We start from the raw sequence: 997 nt of genomic DNA on the forward strand, positions 1-997 counted from the left end.
AGAGCTTATTTCTCTCAAAGCCAAACTCGCCTATCCTATTCGTAATGGCATTCCCATTATGCTTGCTTCAGAAGCACGCCCTTTGCAAAACGATGAAAAAATAACGCAATAAAAAATAAGAAATCTTTGTTCATTTTTTCTGGAACAAGCTATTAGCAATCACTGCTTTATGAAAAATTCTCTTGTGCTCATGCAATCTTTAAAAAAACTGATCCATGCCACGCCAGGACCAACATTCTCTCTTTACCAACACCCAATATTATCGTTACGCTAAAAAGTCTTTTTGCTTTTGCAAGCCGAAAACAAGCTTCCGTTTCTATACAAAAGAGATGGATAATGGATAAAAGTCATAGAGTTACAATTTAAAATATCCCCCATAATAATCACCAAGAAATTATCCAAAATCCCATCAAAATAAAAGGAGGCATTGCAACAGTTGCATGTAAATTTTGTAAAAAGCAACCAAAACAAGTTCTGTCGCTCTGGTTGACGATTAAAAGCAAGTGCCTTATGAATAAAGCTTGTGTTTTTGGTCATATACGCGACAATTAATAGGGCTTGGAAGCCCTAAAACTGAGTATAAAATGAACCCGCTTTGCAGACATCTCTGAGTTCCGGGGATTCTTGTTATGTCCAAGTGCTCTCAGCACTAAAAGCAAGAGGCTGTTTTGAGTCAGCACTTCCAGACCCCGGATACCAATGCGAAGGCGCTCGCGACCAGTGGAAACATAAGTACAAACTGAACATCCATATTTTCATGACATTTCCATAGGTTTAAAAATGCGCTTTATTTGCTTGGAATAAGCAATTTGAATTTCGATTGACGATTGAAAATAATTCTCTTATGAATAGAACTTGTGTTTTTGGTCGTGTACGCGACGATCAAATAGGGCCTGGAAGCCCGAAACCGAGCATAAAGATTAGCCCGCTTTTGCGGATATCCCGGAATTTCCGGGGGCTCTTGTTATGTCCAAGTGCTCTCAGCACTAAAAGCAAG

At 39.0% G+C, this 997-nt stretch carries 1 pseudogene; it reads left to right on the forward strand.

From position 1 onward, the window contains the following. Nucleotides 1-112 (forward strand): annotated as a pseudogene (locus ACFINC_RS09855) (Trm112 family protein); the annotation flags it as partial. Between the last annotated feature and the right edge of the window lie 885 nt (nucleotides 113-997).

This window comes from Bartonella sp. AP58NXGY (assembly GCF_042195785.1).
In the GTDB taxonomy this organism is placed as follows: Bacteria; Pseudomonadota; Alphaproteobacteria; order Rhizobiales; family Rhizobiaceae; genus Bartonella.